At 60.4% G+C, this 18746-nt stretch carries 21 protein-coding genes; 8 read left to right on the top strand and 13 right to left on the bottom strand.

Annotation, left to right across the window (positions count from 1 at the left end):
• Positions 1–98 precede the first annotated feature (98 nt).
• The 7 genes from hyi to KI231_RS08465 all read left to right on the top strand — a co-directional run bounded on the left by hyi (position 99) and on the right by KI231_RS08465 (position 8058).
• Entirely contained in the window at positions 99–881 is a 783-nt protein-coding gene (gene hyi, locus KI231_RS08495) for a hydroxypyruvate isomerase (protein ID WP_025111893.1), read from the top strand.
• Between the two features lie 223 nt (positions 882–1104).
• Positions 1105–1998: a 2-hydroxy-3-oxopropionate reductase gene (locus tag KI231_RS08490; RefSeq protein WP_064594449.1), complete on the top strand. Its 894-nt coding sequence runs from the start codon at positions 1105–1107 to the stop codon at positions 1996–1998.
• A gap of 170 nt (positions 1999–2168) precedes the next feature.
• On the top strand, positions 2169–3443 hold the full coding sequence (locus KI231_RS08485) for a glycerate kinase type-2 family protein (protein ID WP_213027971.1): 1275 nt from the start codon (positions 2169–2171) through the stop codon (positions 3441–3443).
• Positions 3440–4855, top strand: coding sequence for a pyruvate kinase (pyk, locus tag KI231_RS08480; protein ID WP_103306816.1), 1416 nt, complete (start codon positions 3440–3442; stop codon positions 4853–4855). Before KI231_RS08485 ends, pyk begins: the two co-directional genes overlap by 4 nt.
• Positions 4856–5195: 340 nt before the next feature.
• Entirely contained in the window at positions 5196–6110 is a 915-nt protein-coding gene (locus KI231_RS08475; protein ID WP_213027970.1) for an urea transporter, read from the top strand.
• A 21-nt stretch (positions 6111–6131) separates the two neighbouring features.
• Entirely contained in the window at positions 6132–6956 is an 825-nt protein-coding gene (locus KI231_RS08470) for an ion transporter (RefSeq protein ID WP_103306818.1), read from the top strand.
• A 103-nt stretch (positions 6957–7059) separates the two neighbouring features.
• On the top strand, positions 7060–8058 hold the full coding sequence (locus KI231_RS08465) for a sulfate ABC transporter substrate-binding protein (RefSeq protein WP_213027969.1): 999 nt from the start codon (positions 7060–7062) through the stop codon (positions 8056–8058).
• A gap of 240 nt (positions 8059–8298) precedes the next feature.
• Here the strand turns inward: KI231_RS08465 and KI231_RS08460 are convergent, their stop codons facing one another.
• Positions 8299–8919 (bottom strand): DUF5666 domain-containing protein, encoded by a 621-nt coding sequence (locus KI231_RS08460; protein ID WP_213027968.1) that lies wholly within the window; start codon positions 8917–8919, stop codon positions 8299–8301.
• Between the two features lie 243 nt (positions 8920–9162).
• On the opposite strand from KI231_RS08460, the gene KI231_RS08455 reads away from it, so the two are divergent.
• On the top strand, positions 9163–10350 hold the full coding sequence (locus tag KI231_RS08455) for an MFS transporter (RefSeq protein WP_213027967.1): 1188 nt from the start codon (positions 9163–9165) through the stop codon (positions 10348–10350).
• Between the two features lie 68 nt (positions 10351–10418).
• Here the strand turns inward: KI231_RS08455 and KI231_RS08450 are convergent, their stop codons facing one another.
• The 12 genes from KI231_RS08450 to ccmA all read right to left on the bottom strand — a co-directional run bounded on the left by KI231_RS08450 (position 10419) and on the right by ccmA (position 18629).
• Complete coding sequence (locus KI231_RS08450) at positions 10419–10823, bottom strand: type II toxin-antitoxin system HicB family antitoxin (RefSeq protein ID WP_213027966.1); 405 nt, start codon at positions 10821–10823, stop codon at positions 10419–10421.
• On the bottom strand, positions 10823–11035 hold the full coding sequence (locus KI231_RS08445) for a type II toxin-antitoxin system HicA family toxin (RefSeq protein ID WP_213027965.1): 213 nt from the start codon (positions 11033–11035) through the stop codon (positions 10823–10825). Before KI231_RS08445 ends, KI231_RS08450 begins: the two co-directional genes overlap by 1 nt.
• A gap of 207 nt (positions 11036–11242) precedes the next feature.
• Positions 11243–11647: a hypothetical protein gene (locus KI231_RS08440; protein ID WP_103306824.1), complete on the bottom strand. Its 405-nt coding sequence runs from the start codon at positions 11645–11647 to the stop codon at positions 11243–11245.
• Positions 11648–11678: 31 nt separating this feature from the next.
• On the bottom strand, positions 11679–12881 hold the full coding sequence (ccmI, locus tag KI231_RS08435; RefSeq protein WP_103306825.1) for a c-type cytochrome biogenesis protein CcmI: 1203 nt from the start codon (positions 12879–12881) through the stop codon (positions 11679–11681).
• Positions 12878–13348 carry a cytochrome c-type biogenesis protein gene (locus KI231_RS08430; protein WP_103306826.1) on the bottom strand — a complete coding sequence of 157 codons (471 nt, stop codon included), beginning with the start codon at positions 13346–13348 and terminating at the stop codon, positions 12878–12880. Before KI231_RS08430 ends, ccmI begins: the two co-directional genes overlap by 4 nt.
• Positions 13345–13881 carry a DsbE family thiol:disulfide interchange protein gene (locus KI231_RS08425; protein WP_099758373.1) on the bottom strand — a complete coding sequence of 179 codons (537 nt, stop codon included), beginning with the start codon at positions 13879–13881 and terminating at the stop codon, positions 13345–13347. The genes KI231_RS08430 and KI231_RS08425 overlap by 4 nt, the downstream gene beginning before the upstream one ends.
• Positions 13878–15866, bottom strand: a complete 1989-nt coding sequence (locus KI231_RS08420) for a heme lyase CcmF/NrfE family subunit (protein WP_213027964.1) — start codon at positions 15864–15866, stop codon at positions 13878–13880. The genes KI231_RS08425 and KI231_RS08420 overlap by 4 nt, the downstream gene beginning before the upstream one ends.
• Before the next feature lie 3 nt (positions 15867–15869).
• Positions 15870–16325, bottom strand: a complete 456-nt coding sequence (gene ccmE / locus KI231_RS08415; RefSeq protein WP_213027963.1) for a cytochrome c maturation protein CcmE — start codon at positions 16323–16325, stop codon at positions 15870–15872.
• Positions 16322–16498, bottom strand: coding sequence for a heme exporter protein CcmD (ccmD, locus tag KI231_RS08410; RefSeq protein ID WP_103306829.1), 177 nt, complete (start codon positions 16496–16498; stop codon positions 16322–16324). Before ccmD ends, ccmE begins: the two co-directional genes overlap by 4 nt.
• A complete protein-coding gene (locus KI231_RS08405) occupies positions 16495–17250 on the bottom strand; it encodes a heme ABC transporter permease (protein WP_213027962.1) in 756 nt (251 codons plus the stop codon). Before KI231_RS08405 ends, ccmD begins: the two co-directional genes overlap by 4 nt.
• 78 nt (positions 17251–17328) lie before the next feature.
• Entirely contained in the window at positions 17329–17997 is a 669-nt protein-coding gene (ccmB, locus tag KI231_RS08400) for a heme exporter protein CcmB (protein WP_103306830.1), read from the bottom strand.
• A complete protein-coding gene (gene ccmA / locus KI231_RS08395) occupies positions 17994–18629 on the bottom strand; it encodes a cytochrome c biogenesis heme-transporting ATPase CcmA (RefSeq protein WP_213027961.1) in 636 nt (211 codons plus the stop codon). The genes ccmB and ccmA overlap by 4 nt, the downstream gene beginning before the upstream one ends.
• Positions 18630–18746 lie beyond the last annotated feature (117 nt).

Below are 18746 nucleotides of genomic sequence, written 5' to 3'. Positions count from 1 at the left end.
ACTGCTTCATATCCAACACCGATGTTGGCTGACAGACCGCTTTCGCGAGCAGGCTCGCTCCCACAAGGGGAACCTCACAAGATTTACGGGAGACCACCATGCCGCGTTTCGCAGCCAACCTGTCCATGCTGTTCACCGAACAGGATTTCCTTGCCCGTTTCGACGCCGCCGCCAAGGCCGGTTTCTCGGGCGTTGAATACCTGTTCCCGTACGACTTCAGCTCTGCCGAAATCAAGGCCAAGCTCGACGCCAATGGTCTGACCCAAGTGTTGTTCAACCTGCCGGCCGGTGACTGGGCCAAGGGCGAGCGCGGTATCGCCTGCCTGCCGGATCGCGTTGAAGAGTTCCGCGCCGGGGTCGATCTGGCCATCGCTTACGCACAAGTACTGGGCAATACCCAGGTCAACTGCCTGGCCGGTATCCGTCCGCAAGGCGTTGACGATGCCACGGTAGAAAAGACCTTCGTCGCCAACCTGAAATACGCCGCCGACAAGCTGCAGGCAGCGGGCATCAAACTGGTGATGGAAGCGATCAACACCCGCGACATCCCGGGCTTCTACCTGAACAACACGGCGCAAGCCCTGTCGATTCGCGAGCAGGTCGGCAGTGCCAATCTGTTCCTGCAATACGACATCTATCACATGCAAATCATGGAAGGCGATCTGGCCCGCACCCTGCAATCGCACCTGGGCGAGATCAACCATGTGCAGCTCGCGGACAACCCGGGGCGCAACGAGCCGGGCACCGGTGAAATCAACTACCGCTTCCTGTTCGAACACCTCGACCGCATCGGTTATCAGGGTTGGGTGGGTTGCGAGTACAAGCCGCTGACCACCACTGAAGCGGGCCTTGGCTGGCTGAAGACCCACAACGCAATCTGAGTTCGAGTTTTCAACATGGGTCTGGACTTGAAACCAGATCCCCTGTGGTGAGGGGATTTATCCCCGACCGGCTGCGCGGCAGTCGTAAAACCTGCACCCGGGATTGGAACTGATTGGCGCTAAAAACTGGGGCAGCTTCGCTGCCCATCGGGGATAAATCCCCTCGCCACAAAAGCCCATCGGTTGCAAACCGGGGGAAAGACAAAAACAAGAGGATTTTCTCATGGCTAAAATCGGATTTATCGGCACCGGCATCATGGGCCACCCAATGGCGGCGAACCTGCAGAAAGCCGGTCACAGCCTGTTCCTGTCGGCGCACCACGACGCCGCCCCGGCCGATCTGGTTGCCGCTGGCGCCGTCGCCCTGGCCAACCCGCGCGAAGTGGCGCAGGAAGCTGAATTCATCATCGTCATGGTCCCGGATACCCCACAGGTCGACGACGTACTGTTCCGCGCCGACGGCGTTGCTGCCGGTATCGGCAAAGGCAAAGTGGTGATCGACATGAGTTCGATCTCGCCAACCGCCACCAAGGCGTTCGCCGCGAAGATCAACGAGAAAGGCGCGCAGTACCTCGACGCACCAGTGTCCGGCGGTGAAGTCGGCGCCAAAGCTGCGACCCTGAGCATCATGGTCGGTGGCGACGCCGATGCGTTCGAACGCGCCCTGCCGCTGTTCCAGGCCATGGGCAAGAACATCACCCTGGTGGGTGGCAATGGCGACGGTCAGACTGCCAAAGTCGCGAACCAGATCATCGTCGCGCTGAACATTCAGGCTGTGGCCGAAGCCCTGCTGTTCGCCTCGAAAAACGGTGCCGATCCGGCCAAAGTGCGTGAAGCGCTGATGGGCGGTTTCGCTTCGTCGAAGATCCTCGAAGTGCACGGCGAGCGCATGATCAAAGGCACCTTCGATCCAGGCTTCCGCATCAGCCTGCACCAGAAGGACCTGAACCTGGCCCTGCAAGGCGCCAAGGAGCTGAACATCAACCTGCCGAACACCGCCAACGCCCAGCAAGTGTTCAGCACCTGCGCGGCCATCGGTGGCAGCAACTGGGACCACTCGGCGCTGATCAAAGGTCTGGAACACATGGCCAACTTCTCGATTCGCGACAAAAAATAATCTGCGCCTCTGGCTCGCTCCCTGTGGGAGCGGGCTTGCCCGCGATGGCATCGACGCGGTCTGCCTGCAAGACCGCAGCGCCTGAATCGCTGGCAAGCCAGCTCCCACAGGGACCGGGTCGCTGCACCGTTGTCGCTCCACTCCAATAACAAGAATTCCGGGAGCCCGCCATGTCGGTCGATCCGCAACAACTGCTGCGCGAGCTGTTTGCCACAGCCATCGACGCGGCCCATCCGAACCAAGTCCTCGAAGCCCATCTGCCCGCCGACCGCACTGGCCGCGTGATCGTCATCGGTGCCGGCAAAGCCGCCGCTGCCATGGCGCAAGTGGTCGAGCGCTGCTGGGAAGGTGAAGTGTCTGGCCTGGTAGTGACCCGTTACGGTCACGGCGCCCCGTGCGAAAAAATCGAAGTGGTCGAAGCCGCGCATCCGGTGCCGGACGCTGCCGGTCTGGCCGTGGCCAAACGCGTGCTCGAGCTGGTCAGCAACCTGACTGAAGACGACCGCGTGATTTTCCTGTTGTCTGGCGGCGGCTCTGCCCTGCTCGCCTTGCCGGCCGCCGGCATCACCCTCGCCGACAAGCAATCGATCAACAAGGCCCTGCTCAAATCCGGTGCGACCATCGGCGAGATGAACTGCGTGCGCAAGCACCTCTCGGCGATCAAGGGCGGACGCCTGGGCAAGGCCTGCTGGCCTGCGACGGTTTATACCTACGCCATTTCCGATGTGCCGGGCGACCTCGCCACGGTCATCGCTTCCGGCCCGACCGTGGCCGATCCGAGCACCTCGGCCGAAGCGCTGGCGATCCTCAAGCGCTATGCCATCGAAGTACCGGCCTCGGTACGCAACTGGCTGCAAAACCCGGAATCGGAAACCGTCAAACCCGGCGATCCGAGCCTGGCGCGCAGTCATTTCCAGTTGATCGCCCGTCCTCAGCAGTCGCTGGACGCCGCTGCGGTGAAATGCCGTCAGGCCGGTTTCAGCACGCTGATCCTCGGCGACCTCGAAGGCGAGTCGCGCGAAGTGGCGAAAGTCCACGCCGGCATCGCCCGCCAGATCATCAACCACGGCCAGCCACTGGCGGCGCCGTGCGTGATCCTTTCCGGCGGCGAAACCACCGTGACCGTGCGCGGCAATGGCCGTGGCGGGCGCAACGCCGAATTCCTCCTCAGCCTGACCGACAGCCTCAAAGGCCAGCCCGGCGTCTATGCCCTGGCCGGTGACACCGACGGCATCGACGGCTCGGAAGACAACGCCGGCGCCATCATGACCCCGGACAGCTACGCCCGCGCCGCCGCCCTCGGTCTGAGCGCCAGCGATGAGCTGGATAACAACAACGGCTACGGCTATTTCGCAGCGCTCGATGCACTGATCGTCACCGAGCCGACCCGCACCAACGTCAACGACTTCCGCGCCATTCTGATCCTCGAGAGTTCTAAATCATGACGCCTGATAAAAAGGTCAAAATCCTCGCCACACTCGGGCCTGCGGTCGATGGCATCGAAGACATCCGCGAGCTGGTCGAGGCCGGGGTCAACATCTTCCGCCTCAACTTCAGCCACGGCGATCACGCCGACCACGCCAAGCGTTATCAGTGGATCCGCGAAGTCGAGCGCCAGCTCAACTACCCGCTGGGCATTCTGATGGACTTGCAAGGGCCGAAACTGCGCGTCGGCAAGTTCGCTGACGGCAAGGTCCAATTGCATCGCGGTCAGGCATTCCGCCTCGATCTGGACGCGACGCCGGGCGATGAACGCCGGGTGAATCTGCCGCATCCAGAAATCATCGCCGCACTGGAAGCAGGCATGGATCTGCTGCTCGACGACGGCAAACTGCGTCTGCGCGTGGTGACCAAATACCACGACGCGATCGACACCACCGTGCTCAACGGTGGCGAGTTGTCGGACCGCAAAGGCGTCAATGTGCCGCAAGCGGTACTCGACCTGAGCCCGCTGACCGCCAAGGATCGTCGCGATTTGAGTTTCGGTCTGGAGCTGGGTGTGGACTGGGTTGCGCTGTCGTTCGTGCAGCGTCCGCAAGACATCCTCGAAGCCCGCGAACTGATCGGCGACAAAGCGTTCCTGATGGCGAAGATCGAGAAGCCGTCGGCGGTTGAACAGCTGCGCGAGATCGCCGAACTGAGCGACGCGATCATGGTGGCCCGTGGTGACCTCGGCGTTGAAGTGCCGGCGGAAAGCGTGCCGCAGATTCAGAAAAACATCATCACCACCTGCCGCGAACTGGGCAAACCGGTGGTGGTGGCGACGCAGATGCTGGAGTCGATGCGCTTCTCCCCTGCCCCGACCCGCGCTGAAGTGACTGACGTTGCCAACGCCGTGGCCGAAGGTGCCGATGCGGTGATGCTGTCGGCGGAAACCGCGTCCGGCGAGTACCCGCTGGAAGCCGTGCAGATGATGAGCAAGATCATCCGTCAGGTGGAAAACGGCCCGGATTATCAGACTCAACTGGACGTGAGTCGGCCGAAAGCTGAAGCGACCGTTTCCGATGCGATCAGCTGCGCGATCCGTCGCATCAGTAACGTGCTGCCAGTGGCGGTGCTGGTCAACTACAGCGAGTCGGGCGCGTCGAGTTTGCGTGCATCGCGGGAACGGCCAAAAGCACCGATCCTCAACCTGACGCCGAACCTGCAGACGGCGCGGCGTTTGAGCGTGGCGTGGGGCATTCACTCGGTGGTCAACGATCGCCTGCGTCAGGTTGACGAAGTCTGCTCGACCGCGCTGGAGATTGCTCAGGCGCAAGGCATGGCCGAGCGTGGCGATACTTTGCTGATCACGGCGGGTGTTCCGTTCGGGCAGCCTGGATCAACTAACTCGCTGCGTATTGAAACGTTGATTTAACGAAAGCTACACAACCTGTGGCGAGGGAGCTCGTCGAGTCGTCGCACCGTCCCGCTCGACTGCACAGCAGTCGTCGCTTTTAGGGCATGACGGTTTTCACAGAAAAACCGCATCAACCCATGTTGGGGCCGCTTCGCGACCCAGCGGGAGCAAGCTCCCTCGCCACAGAGATTCATATAACAAAGAGATTCATTGTTTTTACTGGCCTCTTCGCGAGCAGGCTCGCTCCCACAGTTGATTTGTGAGCACCACAAAATCAATGACTGAACAAAGATTCAATGTGGGAGCCAGCCTGCTGGCGAAGCAGGCGACTCGGTTTCACTGACTTTTTAGAACTGCCATGCCTGCCAATCATTTCAACACCCACTGCCCCGACTGGGCCGAGGCTTTGCTCAACGGTTTCAGTCAAATATTCCTTCAGCGCCATCCGCTGTGCGGCCTGCTGTGCCTCTTGGCGATCCTGCTCACTGCGCCCGTGCTGTTTGCCGGTGCGCTGCTCGGTGCTGTCGCCGGGTTGCTCACCGCACAACGACGCAACTACGCCAAGGCCGATCGCCAGGCCGGGCTGTTCAGCTACAACGGCGTTTTGCTCGGCCTGTTGCTGAGTCTGTATTTCCCTTGGTCGCCGATGCTGCCGCCGCTGATTCTCGCTGCCGGCGGCTTGAGCGCGATGCTCACGCAGCAATGGCTCAAATATGTGTACCGCAGCCGATCCATACCGGCCTACACCTCGCCGTTCGTGGCCATGAGCTGGGCGTTATTGCTGTTCGCTGAACCGTCAGCGCCGATGGCTCACATCGAGATGAATACGCTGAACCTGCTCGCGGCCGAGCTCCGAGGCTTGGGCCAGGTGATGTTTCTCGACCATCCATTGGCAGGCGCGCTGATCGCCGCCGGTTTGTTGATCGCGGATCGCCGCGCCTTCTGCTGGGCGCTGCTCGCATCTGCCATCGGCCTGGGCTCCAGCCTGCTACACCACGAAACCAGCGCTGCGCTTTTCGGCCTCGGCAGCTATAACGCCGTACTCGCCGCCCTCGCCTTCAGTAGCCAACGCCAACAACCGTGGTTGCCGCTGGTCGGCATCGTCCTCGCACTGCTGGTCACGCCGCTGTTTGCCGCCATCGGCTTGGCCACGTTGACCGCGCCGTTCATCCTCGCCTGCTGGCTGATTCGCGCCGGGATTCAAATGCTCGGCAAAGCCACGGTAGACAGTGCGTCTTGCGCTCACGGGGAGAATCAACCTAGGCTGCGCTGATCTTTGATTCAGGCGTTTTCCATGGACAGCAGCAGCAACTGGCGTGAACGGCTTTACGTCATGATTTTCCAGAGCGACACCCTCGCCGGGCGGCGCTTCGACGGCATCTTGCTGTTGATCATCCTCGCCAGTCTGGTGATCGTGATGCTCGACAGTATCGACAGCGTTCACCGCAACTACGCCGATGTGCTGGCGTACATCGAGTGGGGCTTCACGATCATCTTTCTCGGCGAGTACATCCTGCGTCTGTACTGCTCGCCCAAGCCGTTGCGCTATGCCTTCAGTTTTTATGGACTGGTGGACCTGCTGGCGATCGTGCCGGGCATCCTCGCGCTGTATTACAGCGATGCGCAGTACCTGCTGATTATCCGGATCATTCGGATGCTGCGGATTTTCCGCGTGCTCAAGCTCAGTCCGTACCTCAAGCAGGCCAACTATTTGATGTCGGCGCTGCGCGGCAGCAAGCAGAAAATCGTCGTGTTCCTGGTCAGCGTCTGCACCCTGGTGACGGTGTTCGGCACGTTGATGTACGTGATCGAAGGCCCGGAGCATGGCTTCACCAGCATTCCCAAAGGCATCTATTGGGCTATCGTGACCCTGACCACGGTGGGCTTCGGCGACATCGTGCCGAAGACGCCGCTGGGCCAGGTGATTTCATCGCTGGTGATGATCACCGGTTATTCGATCATTGCCGTGCCGACGGGGATTTTCACCGCCGAACTGGCCAACGCCATGCGCGGCGAACAGCTGCAACACGACTGCCCGGTGTGCAAGAAAAACAGCCACGAACACGGCGCGGCGTTCTGCTCGCGCTGTGGCAATGCGTTATTTAAGAAACTGGAATAAGCACAGAGCTTTTTAATCTTTAAACGACTATGCGGGCGCCGTTATAGTCAGTGGCAAATGAACATCACCCCTGCTTCTACACAGATAAAACAAGGAATGCGCAGTGAAAAAACTCTTTGGCGCCTCACTTCTCGCCGCCGGCCTGGCCTTGGCCAACATCGCTCAGGCAGCCCCGACGCTGCTTAACGTTTCCTACGACGTGATGCGCGATTTCTACAAGGACTACAACACTGCGTTCCAGAAACACTGGCAAGCCGAGCACAACGAAAACATCACCGTACAGATGTCCTTCGGCGGTTCGAGCAAGCAAGCGCGCTCGGTGATCGATGGCCTGCCGGCTGACGTCATCACCATGAACATGGCCACCGACATCAATGCCCTCGCCGACAACGGTCAATTGGTACCGAAGGACTGGGTCACCCGTCTGCCGAACAACAGCGCGCCGTTCACCTCGGCCACCGTGTTCATCGTCCGAAAAAGCAACCCGAAAGCCCTGAAAGACTGGCCGGACCTGCTCAAGGACGGCGTGCAAGTGATCGTGCCGAACCCGAAAACCTCGGGCAACGGCCGCTACACCTACCTGTCGGCCTGGGGTTATGTGCTGAAGAACGGCGGTGACGAGAACAAGGCCAAGGACTTCGTTGGCAAACTGTTCAAGCAGGCGCCAGTACTCGACACCGGTGGCCGCGCCGCGACCACCACGTTCATGACCAACCAGATCGGCGACGTGCTGGTGACCTTTGAAAACGAAGCGGAAATGATCGCTCGCGAGTTTGGTCGTGATCAGTTTGAAGTGATCTACCCAAGTGTTTCTGCTGAGGCCGAGCCGCCGGTGTCCGTGGTCGATAAAGTCGTCGACAAGAAAGGTTCACGCGCTGCTGCCGACGAGTACCTGAAGTACCTGTGGTCGCCGGAAGGTCAGGAAATTGCAGCCGCTAACTACCTGCGTCCGCGTGATCCGGCGGTACTGGCCAAGTACACCGACCGGTTCCCGAAAGTTGATTTCCTTTCGGTGGAGAAGACTTTTGGTGACTGGCGCACCGTGCAGAAGACGCACTTCAACGATGGTGGGGTGTTTGATCAGATTTACAGCGGGCAGTAAGACTTAAGTGACAACGAAAAAGGCGACCATCAGTGGTCGCCTTTTTTTGTGGAAGCCTTACCCTCACCCCAGCCCTCTCCCATAGGGAGAGGGAGCCGACCGAGGTGTCTGGCGTCAGACATCGACCTGAAAGATTTCGTCGATTATGGAATCGCTGAAGCACGTTCAGGTCGGTGTACCTTTCAAGCATCCCCCAATCAGTCCCCTCTCCCTCTGGGAGAGGGTTAGGGTGAGGGGCTTTTACATCGGCGGCGTTACCCCATCCTTACCTGCAGAGATCGATTGCGCCGTCAACGTGCCATCCGCACTCTGTGTCACGAACGTCACAATCTTCACCCCAACCTTCAGCAAGCTGCGATCCCCCGGCATCAGATTAACGATCGGCACATCCTCCGGCACCAGAATCTTCTGCTGGCCGCCCTTGTAATTCACCGTCAACACCCGGCCATTGCTGACCACCAGATCACCGACACTGCCATTGGTCATGCTGCTGCCTTTGGCCAGATCAAACGGCCGATGTCCATCGCCGCTGCCGGCCAACTCCGGCGGAAACACATGCACCTCCAACGCCTTGAGCGTGCCGTCTTCCTGTGGCATGGCTGCCGAGCCAATGTAGCTGCCGGGCTTGATGTCTTCGATATTGGCGAGGGTCACGGCGCGGACCTTGGTGTCCTGGGTCAACTGGATTACCACATTCTCGCCACTGTTGACGTGGACTTTCAAGGAGGCGGCGCTGACGCCAGTGATCTCGCCGCGCACGCCGATGCGCATCCCCGGCGCGTCGGCCGCTTGCACGCTGTTCGCGCCCAGCAAGCCGAGCATGGCTATGGTTGCGGTGTAACGAAGCATCAGACGAAACATTGCAATCCTCCGGTCATGAATATTCAACAAGTCGCTGCAAACATAAGCACGCTATCGAAGAAGATGTAAGTGAATGTATCATCGACCGTCAACGGCCGGACGCAAGGTCCACTGAAGAACATTGAACCGATGACAGCCCGTCATTCCGCAACGGAATAACTGATATCAATCGAAGGCGCCTTCTGCCCGCCTGGCTTGTCCCATAGCCTCACCGCATTCCCTTTCGCTGGATCGAGAAACCTTATGACCGCCACAACTCACGCAATGACCCGGGGCATGGTGCTGCTGTTCGCTTTCTGCTGCGGCGCCATCGTTGCCAACATCTACTACGCGCAGCCGATCATCGGCCTGATTGCGCCGGACATCGGCCTGACCGACACCATGGCCAGCTTCATCGTCTCACTGACCCAGATCGGTTACGCGCTGGGCCTGTTCTTCCTGGTGCCGCTGGGCGATCTGCTGGAAAACCGTCGGTTGATGATCATCACCACGATGGTGGCGATTGCCAGCCTGCTCGGTGCTGCGTTCACCGATCAGCCCAATGTGTTTCTGCTGATCTCGTTGTTGGTGGGCTTCAGTTCGGTGTCGGTACAGATCCTGATTCCGCTGGCTGCACATCTGGCGCCGGAAGAATCTCGTGGACGTGTCGTCGGCGGGATCATGGGCGGCTTGCTGCTGGGTATTCTGCTGGCGCGGCCAGTGTCGAGCGTGGTCGCCGACCATTTCGGCTGGCGGGCGATGTTCATGATCGCGGCGGCATTGATGGCGGCGATCAGCGTGGTGCTGGCCCTGACCGTGCCCAAGCGCCAACCGGATCACAGCGCCTCTTACGCGCAACTGATCGGCTCGCTGTGGACGTTGCTGCGTCAGCAACCGGTGCTGCGTCAGCGGGCGTTTTATCAGGGCTGCATTTTCGCCACCTTCAGCCTGTTCTGGACGGCGGTGCCGCTGGAACTGGCACGCAACCATGGCCTGTCGCAAAGCGAGATCGCGATCTTCGCCCTGGTCGGCGCCATTGGAGCCATCGCCGCGCCGATCAGCGGACGCCTGGCCGACGCCGGCCATACCCGCATTGCTTCGCTGCTGGCCATGGTGTTCGCCAGCCTGAGCTTCCTGCCCGCCTTTATCCACCCGGCCTACAGCGTCATCGGTCTGGCCGTGACCGGCGTGGTGCTCGACTTCTGCGTGCAGATGAACATGGTCCTTGGCCAACGCGCGGTGTACTCGCTGGACGCGAAAAGCCGTGGTCGCCTGAATGCGCTGTACATGACCAGCATTTTCATCGGCGGCGCCTTCGGCTCTTCGGTGGCCAGCGCGGTATTCGAGCATGGCGGCTGGTTGTGGATCGTGATTGTCGGCAGCGCGTTTCCGGTGTTGGCGTTGTTGCGGTTTTTGAGTGTTTCGCAGCGTGGTTCATTGGCAACGGCGTAAGACGTAAAAGCTTCGCGAGCAGGCTCGCTCCCGCAGGTTATTCATTGATCCCGCGGGAGCGTTGTCACTCAATACCGAACCAGTTTTTCCATCGCCGCATCCGCCAGAAAGGAGGAGCGGCTTTTGACGTTGTGCTCACGCACGTAGCGATCAATTCGCTGGATCACGTAGCCGGGCAGCGTCACGTTAACCTTCTCGGTCTTGCCCAGATAAGGCGAGATGTCCAGTTCCAGCATGCCCCAACCCATCTCGGCGAATTCCGGATTGTTGCGATGTGCCGCCGCAGAAGTTGGCAACGGAATGTGCTCTCCGTCCGCCGCGATCTCTTGCAGCATGATGTGTGCGATCTCAACCGCTGCGTTGTAGGCATCTTCAAAGCTATCCCCCGCCGTGACAGCGCCGGGAATATCGGGGATCTGAATACCGATGGCGGTGTTCTCATCACCCCACTCGATGCAGATGGGATATTGCATTATGGATCTCCTTCGAAACTGGCTGGCGGGTTGTACAGCCCGGCACGCCTCCTGATACTTTTGACCGTCCCCAACGGTAAATCCTTTTTCGGATGAGGCACGGGAATCGTGTACGGGTTGTAACGGTGCCTGAAGATGTGATGGCTGCCGGTAATCCCGTCCAGCGTCCATCCTGCCTCCTCCAGCTCCTTGATCAATAACCTGCTTTGCACCAACCGCCTCCTTGCCTCGGCCTGTTAAAAGTAACTCTAGAGTTATCTTTACTCAAGCATAGAAATCCGCAGAGCGACGCCCGGTTGTTTTACAGAGTGTGATTGAAACCGCTAAACCTTGAGCGCTGTGCAGCACTTCCATGAGCAATTTCTGTGGGCACCCAACAGGCACACAGCAAAACGGCGATCCGAAGATCGCCGTTTTCATTACTGTCCGAACTGCTTGCCCAATCCCGGCGGCACGCCGTGGATGTCGGTGTCTTCCCACGGGCCGTTGGGGCTGATGGAGCGGCTCCAGCCGTTGTTCCAGCGGAAGTAGGTGCGTTGGCGGTAGAAGGTGTTGGTTTGGCCGTCGAGGACGTAGACGCCGAGTTTCTGATCCCAATGGCTGTTGCCACCCGGTGGTGGAGCGAAGCTCGCCGAAGTACGCGGGACCGGTTTCGCCGGTTTGGCGGGGATGCTTTTACCCGGTGTCGGTGAGGTCGACGGAGTCGGGCTGGGTTGCGACGGCGGAATTGGCGGCAGGTTGGTGGTCGGTTCCGGTCGTTGCACCGCACATGCACTCATGCCCAGGGCCAGTGTGAGGACTGTGATTCGGGCGATGGTGTGCATGGCGGTGCTTTCCTGTTTTTATTCCCGGTGGTTATTTGTCCGGGCTGTCGATGGTCAGTGTTTGTGGCGCGGTGGTGCTGCTGGCCAGAGGGCCGCTGCGACCGACCCACTCCCCGGCGGTCGGCTGACCGGCCCGGGAGATGCGCGCAACCAATTGGACTTCAGGGAAGTTCGACAGTTTCAACTGCGGCATCATCGCGTCGGCATCGCCCAGTTCGACGGTCACCGGCAGATCGGCCACGGTCAGGCGTTTGGCCGCCAGCGGCGCTGGAGGCCCGGACGTGGCGCGGGCAAAGATGAACACGCTGTCCCCCGGCTGCACCCTGCCTTTGAGTTCGCTGGCCAGATCGACGCGAACCTTGAGCAGTGCGGCAGTTTTGGCCGCTGGAGCCTCGGCGACCTTGCCGCCGCTGGCTTGCAGGCGCTCGGCGGCACGCTCGATCCCGCCTTGCAGCGCTTCGCGGGACTTGTCGTCCGGTGGCAATTGCGCCAGCAGACGATTCCAGTAATCGATGGCTTGCTGATAGCGCTCACCTTCGAATGCGGCGATACCCAGCAGACCGAGGCTGGTGACTTCTTTCGGATCGGCCTTCAGCGCTTCATCGGTCAGGGCTTGAATCTTGTCCGACCACTTTTTGCCATCGGCAAAATACTGCGCCTGCGCCCACTGCCCGAGCAGTTCCGGCTGGCGGCCGGCGAGGTTGGCGGCGCGTTCGAACATCTTCGCCGCGTCCGCCGGACGCTCCTGAGCCATGTAAGTGCGACCGAGGAAGTACAGGCCTTCCGCCGAATCCGGCTGCGCGGCAACCGCGCGCTCCAGACGTTGGGTCATCTCTTCCATCGACTGCGGTGCCTGGGCGAATTCGCGGGTCAGTTCGACTTTGTCGGCAGCACCGAAATGCAGGTACAGACCGAGTCCCAACACCGGTACAAGCACCGCCGCCAGCAACGGCAACGGCTTGCCCAGCTTCGACACGCGCGGCGCTGTAACGCCTTCGGTATCCGCCAGCAATTCACGCGCAGCCTCAGCGCGACCGCTGTCCATTTGCGCGGCGTCGAGCACGCCTTCAGCCTGTTGCGATTGCAACTCGGCCACGCGCTCCTGATACAGCGCAACGTTCAGGGCAGTGCGATCTTCTTCACGCTGGGCGCGACGTTCACGCAAAACCGGGATCAGCAGAAAACTCAGGGCGACCAGAAGCAACAGCCCTGCGGCAAGCCAGAAATCAATCATTCTTGGTTTTTATCCAACAGTTGGTCGAGGCGCTGACGCTCATCGGCGGAAAGCGATTGCGGGGTTTCGGCGCGTTGCCCGCGACGACGGCGGACGATCACCGCGATCACCACAAAGCCACCGAGCAGCAGCGCGGCCGGGCCGAACCACAGCAAGGCAGTCTTGGCATTCAGTGCAGGTTTGTAGCGGACGAAATCACCGTAGCGATCGACCATGAAGTCGATGATCTGCTGGTTGTCCTTACCCTCGCCGAGCATGCGAAAAATCTCTTTTCGCAGGTCAGCGGCAATCGGCGCGTTGGAATCGGCGATGTCCTGGTTCTGGCATTTGGGGCAGCGCAGTTCCTTGGTCAGTTCGCGGAAACGCTCGCGGTCACCTTCTTTGGCGAACTCGTAAGTATCGATGGCGGCGTGCGCCACACCGGCCAGACTCAAGCCCAATACCACGGCGGCTAAAAAACGCTTCATGGCTTGGCCTCATCGACCAGCGCCTGATACTTGGCCGCGAGTTTTTCGCGCCAGACCTGCTCGTCGATCACACCGACGTATTTGTCACGAATGATGCCTTTGGCGTCGATGAAAAAGGTTTCCGGCGCGCCGTAGACTCCGAGGTTCAGGCCCAGCGAGCCTTCGTCGTCACGGATGTCCAGCGCATAAGGATTGTGAAATTCGGCCAACCACTTCAGCGCATCGGCGTTGGTGTCCTTGTAGTTGATCCCGTAGATCACCACACCGCGCTCGGCCAGTTTGTTCAGCACCGGGTGTTCGACCCGGCAGGAAATGCACCAGGTGCCCCAGACGTTTACCAGGGCAGGTTTACCGAGAATGTCAGCCTTGGTCAGGGTCTTGTCGCCCTGCACTGCCGGCAACGAAAACTCCGGGAACGGTTTGTTGATCATGGCCGACGGCAGCTCCGCCGGATCAAGGTACAGACCGCGATAAAGGAATACCGCCACCAGCAGGAAAATCGCCAGTGGCACCAGCATCAACCAACGTCTCATGCAGCCGCTCCCGTCATGCCTAGCGCATCACGCACCCTGGATTTCACCTTGACCCGATAACGTCGATCCAGCGCCGCCAGCAAACCACCCAAACCGGTGAGCAAACCGCCGAACCAGATCCAGCGCACAAACGGTTTGACATGCACGCGCACCGCCCACGCGCCGTTTTCCAGCGGCTCGCCGAGGGCAACGTAGAGATCACGGGTGAAACCGGCGTCGATCCCGGCTTCGGTCATCATCGAACTCTGCACGGTGTACAGGCGTTTTTCCGGGTGCAGCACGCTGATTTCCTTGCCGTCGCGAATGACCCGAATGGTGCCCTTGTCGGAGGTGAAGTTCGGCCCTTCGAAGTGCTTCGCGCCTTCGAAGACAAACTGATAACCGGCCAGCGCCATCGACTCACCCGGCGCCAGACGCAGGTCGCGTTCGGCACTGTTCTGGCTCGACAACACCACGCCCAATGCACACACGGCGATGCCGAGGTGGGCGATCTGCATACCCCAGTAACTGCGGGTCAGGGTCGGCAGGCCTTTGATCAGGCCTTTGTGGCGGGTCTTGTCGAAAATGTCGCGCACGCCGGCGAGCAATACCCACGCGGCGAGCAGGAAGGTCGCGATCACCGCCCAGTTGAAATCACCGTAGGCGACGCCGGCCACGACTGCCAGCGCGACACTGCCGAGCAACACCGGGGTGAGCATGCCAACCAGCCATTTCACCGGGGTGTCTTTCCAGCGCACGATCACGCCGACCGCCATCACCAGCATCAGCAACGCCATCAACGGAATGAACAGCGCATTGAAGTACGGCGGGCCGACCGACAGTTTGGCGCCGCTGATCGCATCGAGAATCAACGGGTACAAGGTCCCGAGCAGAATCATCGACGCCGCTACCACCAACACCAGGTTGTTGCCCAACAACAGGGTTTCCCGGGACCACAGATTGAAGCCGACCTGACTTTTCACCACTGGCGCACGCAAGGCAAACAACGTCAGCGATCCACCGACCACGAACAGCAGGAAGATCAGGATGAACACACCGCGCTCAGGGTCGGAGGCAAAGGCGTGCACCGAGGTCAGCACGCCGGAACGTACAAGGAAGGTACCGAGCAGGCTCAACGAGAACGCGGCAATTGCCAGCAGCACCGTCCAGCTCTTGAATACGCCGCGTTTTTCCGTGACCGCCAACGAGTGGATCAGCGCGGTGCCAACCAGCCAAGGCATGAAGGAAGCGTTTTCCACCGGGTCCCAGAACCACCAGCCACCCCAGCCGAGTTCGTAGTAAGCCCACCACGAACCGAGGGTGATGCCGATGCCGAGGAAGGCCCAGGCGACGATGGTCCACGGCCGCGACCAGCGTGCCCACGCCGCATCGAGACGACCGCCGAGCAGTGCCGCAATGGCGAACGCGAAGGCCACGGAGAAACCGACATACCCCATGTAGAGCATCGGCGGATGAACGATCAGGCCGATGTCTTGCAGCAAAGGATTGAGGTCGCGACCGTCCGCCGGAATCTGCGGCAGGATCCGCGAAAACGGGTTCGACGTGAGAATCAGGAACAGCAGGAAACCGGTACTGATCATGCCCATCACCGCCAGTACGCGGGCGAGCATGACTTGCGGCAATTGCCGCGAGAACACCGACACGGCGAAGGTCCAGCCACCGAGGATCAACGCCCACAGCAGCAGCGAACCTTCGTGGGCGCCCCACACCGCGCTGAACTTGTAGTACCACGGCAAGGCACTGTTGGAGTTCATCGCCACATAGCCGACCGAGAAATCATCGGTCATGAAGGCGTAAGTCAGGCAGCCGAAGGCAAACAGCAAAAAGGCAAACTGCCCCCATGCGGCCGGCTGGGCCAGACTCATCCAGAAACGGTCGCCGCGCCATGCACCGACCAATGGCACCACGGCTTGCACCAGCGCAAAACACAGCGCCAGAATCATCGCCAGATGGCCCAGTTCAGGAATAAATATCGCGGAAGTCATCGATCAACCCTCCTTCGCTGGGGTCGGTGCGGATTGACCGCTGTCTTTCAACGCTTTGGTCACTTCCGGCGGCATGTACTTCTCGTCGTGCTTGGCCAGCACTTCATCGGCGACGACCACACCGTCCGCATTGATCTTGCCGAGGGCAACGATGCCCTGCCCTTCGCGGAACAGGTCCGGGAGGATGCCGCGATAGGTGATGGTCACGGCTTTGTTGAAGTCGGTGACGACGAATTTGACGTCCAGCGAATCCGGAGAACGCTGCAGCGAGCCCTTCTCGACCATGCCACCGGCACGGATGCGCGTGTCGTGCGGCGCTTCGCCATCGGCAATCTGGGTCGGGGTGTAGAACAGATTGATGTTCTGCTGCAAAGCGCTGAGGGCCAGGCCGACGGCAGCGCCGACTCCGACCAGAATCGCCAGAATGATGATCAAACGTTTTTTGCGCAGCGGATTCACTTGCCGTTCTCCCGGCGCAGACGACGCGCCTCTTGTTGCAGATACCGCTTGCGGGCCACGATCGGCGCCGCCACGTTGAAGGCCAGTACCGCCAGACAGATGCCGTAGGCCGACCAGACATACAGGCCATGATGGCCCATGGCGAGGAAGTCGCCGAATGAAGCAAAACTCATCGAACGGCCTCCAGACTGTGCTGCACTTCTTCTTTGACCCAACTGGCGCGGGCTTCGCGCTTGAGCACTTCCAGGCGCATGCGCAGCAACAGCACGGCGCCGAAGAAGCAGTAGAAACCCAGAACCGTCAGCAGCAGTGGCAGCCACATCTCGGCAGGCATTGCCGGTTTTTCAGTGAGGGTAAAGGTCGCGCCCTGGTGCAGGGTGTTCCACCACTCCACCGAGTATTTGATGATCGGAATGTTGATCACGCCGACGATAGCCAGCACGGCGCAGGCCTTGGCGGCACTGTCACGGTTGCTGATGGCGTTGCCCAGCGCGATCACGCCGAAATACAGGAACAGCAGAATCAGCATCGAGGTCAGCCGCGCGTCCCAGACCCACCACGAGCCCCACGTCGGTTTGCCCCAGATCGCCCCGGTGACCAGCGCCACGGCGGTCATCCACGCACCGATCGGTGCCGCGCATTGCAGGGCGACGTCGGCCAGTTTCATTTTCCACACCAGCCCGACCACGCCGCACATCGCCAGCATCACGTAGATCGACTGAGCGAGCATCGCAGCAGGCACGTGGATATAGATGATGCGAAAGCTGTTGCCTTGCTGATAATCCGGCGGCGCGAAGGCCAGGCCCCAGACGACGCCGACACCAATCAGCAGCAACGCTGCAATGCTCAACCACGGCAAGAACTTGCTGCTGATGCCGTAAAACCACTTGGGCGAGCCGAGCTTGTGAAACCAGGTCCAGTTCATACTGTTTCCATCACGGGTGCCGCTCATCGGTGTGAGCAGTCTCAGGGTCTTTGCTGGTTAAATTTTAACCAGACCTCATTATTCGCCGACGCTGATCTTCAGGCCAGCCGCTATTGCAAAAGGTGTCAGGGTGATCGCCAGGGCGGTCAGGCTACCAAGCCACAGCAGATACCCGGTCGCCGGCATGCCTTGCAAAGCCGCCTGCAGGGCGCCACTGCCAAGGATCAACACCGGGATGTACAACGGCAGAATCAGCAGCGCCAGCAACAGGCCACCGCGCTTCAAACCCACCGTCAGCGCCGCGCCCACCGCGCCGAGCAAGCTCAACACCGGCGTGCCCAGCAGTAACGAAAGCAGCAAAACCGGCAGACACGCGGTCGGTAAACCGAGCATCAATGCCAGCAAGGGCGAGAGTAAAACCAGTGCCAGCCCGGAAAAAAGCCAGTGTGCCAGCACCTTGGCCAATACCAGAAGTGGCAGCGGGTGCGACGAAAGGACCCACTGTTCCAGGGAGCCATCTTCAAAATCACTGCGGAAAAGCCCGTCCAGCGAGAGCAGGACCGACAAAAGCGCCGCCACCCAGACTAACCCCGGGGACAGGTTTTGCAACACTTGCGTTTCCGGGCCGACGGCCAGCGGGAACAAAGCGATGACGATGGCGAAGAAAATCAGCGGATTGGCCAGTTCCGCCGGGCGGCGAAACAGCAGTCGGGATTCACGGGCAACCAGCAGGCCGAACACACTCATACCGCCCAATTCCCCAGATCGATGTCGCGATAACCGGCCGGCATCCGGCTCAGGGTGTGGTGCGTGGTCAACACCACCAGGCCGCCGCGCTCGCAATGACCAGCCAGATGCTCTTCAAGTTGCGCCACCCCTTGCTTGTCGAGGGCGGTGAACGGCTCGTCGAGAATCCACAGCGGCGGGCTGTCGAGATATAAACGCGCCAGTGCCACACGGCGCTGCTGACCGGCGGACAACGTGTGGCAGGGAACATCTTCGAAACCGCGCAATCCTACGGCTGCCAGCGCTTGCCAGATGGCATCGCGTTCGGCGGGATGATGCAGGGCGCACAGCCAGGAGAGGTTTTCTTCCGGGGTCAGCAGGTCCTTGATCCCGGCGGCATGGCCGATCCACAACAGATTGCGCGCCAGTTCGCTGCGCTGTTCGGTCAGCGGCTGGCCGTTGAGCAGGACTTGACCGTCGGTCGGTTGCATCAGCCCGGCCAACAGACGCAACAGACTGGTTTTACCGCTGCCATTGGGACCGCTGATTTGCACCATATCGCCACTGGCCAGTCTCAATTCGAGATTTTCGAAGAGCAGCCTCAAGTCACGTTCACACGCGAGGGCAACGGTTTGCAGGACAGGACTGGTCAAGGGATCACGGGCCTTATACGGTTCAAGTCGGCTCGGGTGCGGCCGTTAAAGAGATGCAGCATAGATGCATTGACGGCTCGTTCTAGAGAGCTGCGTCAAACAATTGTTATGTTTTTT

The organism is Pseudomonas sp. Seg1 (genome assembly GCF_018326005.1).
Classification (GTDB): Bacteria; Pseudomonadota; Gammaproteobacteria; order Pseudomonadales; family Pseudomonadaceae; genus Aquipseudomonas.
Note: the sequence above shows the minus strand (reverse complement) of the source record. Positions and strands in the feature narration are given on the sequence as shown.